Raw genomic sequence first — 3,405 nt, forward strand, 5'->3', positions numbered from 1 at the left:
GGCGGGGACGTCCATGACCTCGATGGTGTCAGGAGCGTCCGGGGTGGGCGAACGGATTACAGGGGGGCGGGGGGCCTCGGGGGAGGCCGGCCGGGACGGTCGGGGCGGGGGTCCGGTAGCCCGGGGTACTCGCCGGGGTAGTGGAGGGAGGGGGGTCGGGCTGGAGGGAGGGGGGTCGGGCTGGAGGGCCGGGGGTTGTCAGTGGCCGGTGCTAGGTTCCCCGGATGAGCTCACATGTGCCCTGGACCGGGGACGAGAAGGAAGTACTCCGCGTCAGCCTGGACAGGCACCGCGACGCGGTGCTGTGGAAGCTGGAGGGGCTGGACGAGGAGCAGCTCCGCCGTCCGATGACCCCGACCGGGACCAACCTCATCGGACTCGTGAAGCATCTGGCGTCCGTCGAGTACGGCTGGTTCTGCGAGACCTTCGGGCGCCCGGTGGAGCCGCTGTGGTTCGACCCGGCCACCGATGAGGACAGCGTCCTCGGGCCGGACGAGACGTCCCGGCAGATCGTCGACTTCTACGGCCGGGCGCGCGCCGCCGCGGACCGCGTGATCCTGGAGACGGCGCTGGAGGACACGGGCACGGCGTGGCACGGGGCGACCGTGTCGATGCGGTGGGTCCTCGTCCATATGGTCGAGGAGACCGCCCGTCACGCCGGCCATGCGGACATCCTGCGGGAGCTGATCGACGGGGCGGCGGGCGACCACCGGCCCGGCTCACCCCGCTAGCGACGGGGCCGGGGACCGGTCGGGCCCCGGCGCTCAGGGGGAGGCCGAGCCCGCCGCCTTGTCGCCGCCGTTGTCCTGGGGTTCGGTGGCGGCCCCGCCGCGGGGGAACGACACCTCGACCCGCCGGTTCTTGCGGCGGCCCTGTTCGGAGGAGTTGTCCGCGATCGGATAGTCCTCGCTGTAGCCGCGGACCGCGTACGTCACCTCGGGGCCCAGGTCGGCGGCGAGCGCGTCGTGGACGGCGTCGGCGCGGCGTTTGCTGAGCAGCTTGCCGTGCTCGTACGAACCGAGGTTGTCCGTGAAGCCGAAGACCCGGATGTCGGTGGCCTTCGCCGACTTGATCTCGCCCGCGATCGTCCTGATCCGGGACAGCGCCTCCGGGTTCAGCTTGGGACTGTTCTTGGGGAACAGGACCTCCGCCTGAAGGGCGAACTTCACATCGGTGTTGGTGTCCTCGCGGCGTTCCTCGCCGCCCAGGTCCTCGACCACCGACTTGATGTCCAGCACCTTGGCCGAAGCGAGCGTGGCCCCGTCGGCGAGCCGCAGCCCCGGGCTGTTGCCGTCCACCTCTTGCGGCGGCCCCGCGTCGGAGACGCTGCCGGGCGGGGTGCTGGGGTCACCGGGGTCGGCGTGGGCGGGTGGGCCGGTGAACACCAGGGTCAGCAGAAGAGGGACGGTGACGAGGGGGGTGACGGCCCCGCCCGAACGCCTTCGCGGCGCACGACGGGGGTGCCCCGCGCTACGCACGGGTTCGGGGACTCCGGTTACGGGGGCGGCGGCCATGGGTCACTCGCCCTCGGAGATCTCGATGGCGGCGGGAGGCATGGAGCCCACCTGGAAGTCGACCTTGGATTCGGCAGGAGGCGCAGGGAACTGGGCGAACCAACTGGCGGAATCACCGGACCTCATCTGGCGGCTGAACTTTGTGCACAGGCAGCGCCCAGAGGTGTCCCTCAGTACCAAGTACTTCTTTTTGCCCGCCCGGTCGACAAGACTCGCACCCGCAAGCGACCCCCCATTGTTCCTCAGCTCATGCTCGTCGCTCTTCCAATTCTCCCCAAGCCAGGAGCCATTACCATCGTTGCGAACAGTTCCAGACACCGTCACAAAGCCACCTGAATCCCGGACGGCTTTTTCAATGGCAACCGTGATATCGCCGTCCTTTGCCTCCGCCAATACCTGAGCCTCCGTGGAACCAGTCGGCTCAGTAGGCTCTTCGGGGCTCTTCTGCTTGTCGGACTCACCTGCGGGAGAGGCTGATTGCTCGGACTTGCCGTCCTTCGCTTCACCACCATCACCACAACCGGCCACCAGAAGGACCAGCCCAGCAGTGATCGCCGCAGCAGTCATTGTCGAGCGATTCTTTCTGACATGCCGAACGCTCATCGAGACGGCTTCCTTTCACTCAGCGAGATGGACGGAGAACAAGACAGACGCGTCAGGGAGATCATCCCGCTGAAAATCCTCCGGGTCGATCTCGACAAGCTCACCGTCACAGTCGAGCTCGATGATCTCCGCAGGGTCTGCGTTCACATCGAAGTCGCACCGCGGCTCGACAACAGCAACCGCTCGCGCGCTGGCGTTCATCGATTCCGTGCCTGGAATGATCGAGTCACCGACGGGGTAGTTGGTCTCGATCTCTACGTCATAGCCCGGGTATCCGTTGACTTCGGTGGGGCCGAATCCCGTGACGCTGGAGTCGTTCTCGGCAGCCAGTTGCTCGGCGGCCGCCTGCGCTCCGGTACCTGCCAGCAGATCGCCGGTCAGCCAGTCCAGCCAGTCCTCGTCCTCGCCCAACGCCGTACCCAGATCGTCCAGCAACTCGCCCCGGGCCTCCTGAGCGGCGGCCAACGCGGCGGCATCAGCGGCGGACTGGGCGCCGTTACGGGCCGAGGCGGCTTGAGCGAACGCGAAGAACGCAAACGCGACAAAGAGCAGAACTCCCGTGAGCCAAATGTAGATCGGGAGAGTCTGCCCCAGGTCGCCACGGAATCCAGGTTGCGTCAGCCGCCGCCTACGACGTCGTTCACAGCATCCCCGATGGCATTGGAGATGAGACCGTCGAGACCCAGCTGGTCGATCAGCGTGAAGATGCCCGCGATGATGATCAGCAGGCCCGCGTACTCCACGAAGCCGGCGCCCGCGTCGCGGGCGCGGCCGCGGAAGCGGGCGATGGTCCTGTGGCGCCATACCGTCAGACGAATCCTCATCGCGCGTCCTTCCGTTCCATCGCTGTACACAGCCGATTACGGAAAGGTACGCGATGCGGGCCGTTCTCCTCGTGGGCCCGTGGGCCCAACTCCGGCGGGGGCGCGGGGTCATCGGGACCACCCCTCGCGGAGGGGGGAGTGGGCGGTGCCGAGCCAGCGGGCGATCGCTTCGCTGCGGCTCGCGCTCTGCAACTTCGCGAAGATGCGGTTGATGTGGTTCTTGACGGTCTTCTCACTGATGAAACAGGTGGCGGCGATCTGCCGGTTGTTCATGCCGGACGCGATGAGATCCATGACCTCCACCTCTCTGGAGCTGAGACCGAACACACCTTGCTCGCGGCCGCCGTCGTGCCCACCGGGGGCGTAGCGGCCGCGGACCCGCCATGACTGTCCCACAAGTCGTTGCATCTGCGAAGGGACTTCGTTCGATCCGGACGATCCGGTGGGTGAATCCGAGACAGCCG

General features: G+C 67.4%; 6 protein-coding genes. 1 reads left to right on the forward strand and 5 read right to left on the reverse strand.

The window, feature by feature from the left end; all coding sequences use genetic code 11:
- The first annotated feature begins 224 nt into the window (after positions 1-224).
- A complete protein-coding gene (locus AB852_RS37445; RefSeq protein ID WP_073796163.1) occupies positions 225-731 on the forward strand; it encodes a DinB family protein in 507 nt (168 codons plus the stop codon).
- Between the two features lie 33 nt (positions 732-764).
- Here the strand turns inward: AB852_RS37445 and AB852_RS37450 are convergent, their stop codons facing one another.
- The 5 genes from AB852_RS37450 to AB852_RS41245 all read right to left on the reverse strand — a co-directional run.
- Positions 765-1,385, reverse strand: coding sequence for an OmpA family protein (locus AB852_RS37450; protein WP_425444215.1), 621 nt, complete (start codon positions 1,383-1,385; stop codon positions 765-767).
- A gap of 132 nt (positions 1,386-1,517) precedes the next feature.
- Complete coding sequence (locus tag AB852_RS37455) at positions 1,518-2,117, reverse strand: hypothetical protein (protein ID WP_073796165.1); 600 nt, start codon at positions 2,115-2,117, stop codon at positions 1,518-1,520.
- Between the two features lie 15 nt (positions 2,118-2,132).
- The gene (locus AB852_RS37460; protein WP_245877080.1) at positions 2,133-2,738 is read right to left on the reverse strand and encodes a pilus assembly protein TadG-related protein; all 606 of its coding nucleotides are present in this window, start codon (positions 2,736-2,738) and stop codon (positions 2,133-2,135) included.
- Positions 2,735-2,941, reverse strand: a complete 207-nt coding sequence (locus tag AB852_RS37465) for a hypothetical protein (RefSeq protein ID WP_073796173.1) — start codon at positions 2,939-2,941, stop codon at positions 2,735-2,737. Before AB852_RS37465 ends, AB852_RS37460 begins: the two co-directional genes overlap by 4 nt.
- A 108-nt stretch (positions 2,942-3,049) precedes the next feature.
- On the reverse strand, positions 3,050-3,405 hold a 356-nt coding region (locus AB852_RS41245; protein WP_245877079.1), incomplete at its 5' end, for a response regulator transcription factor.

Source organism: Streptomyces uncialis (assembly GCF_001905345.1).
Taxonomy (GTDB): Bacteria; Actinomycetota; Actinomycetes; order Streptomycetales; family Streptomycetaceae; genus Streptomyces; species Streptomyces uncialis.

Excerpts from the sequence above, each read along its gene's own strand:
- AB852_RS37445 (WP_073796163.1), top strand. The coding sequence starts at position 225 with ATGAGCTCACATGTGCCCTGGACCGGGGACGAGAAGGAAGTACTCCGC.
- AB852_RS37455 (WP_073796165.1), bottom strand. The coding sequence starts at position 2,117 with ATGAGCGTTCGGCATGTCAGAAAGAATCGCTCGACAATGACTGCTGCG.
- AB852_RS37465 (WP_073796173.1), bottom strand. The coding sequence starts at position 2,941 with ATGAGGATTCGTCTGACGGTATGGCGCCACAGGACCATCGCCCGCTTC.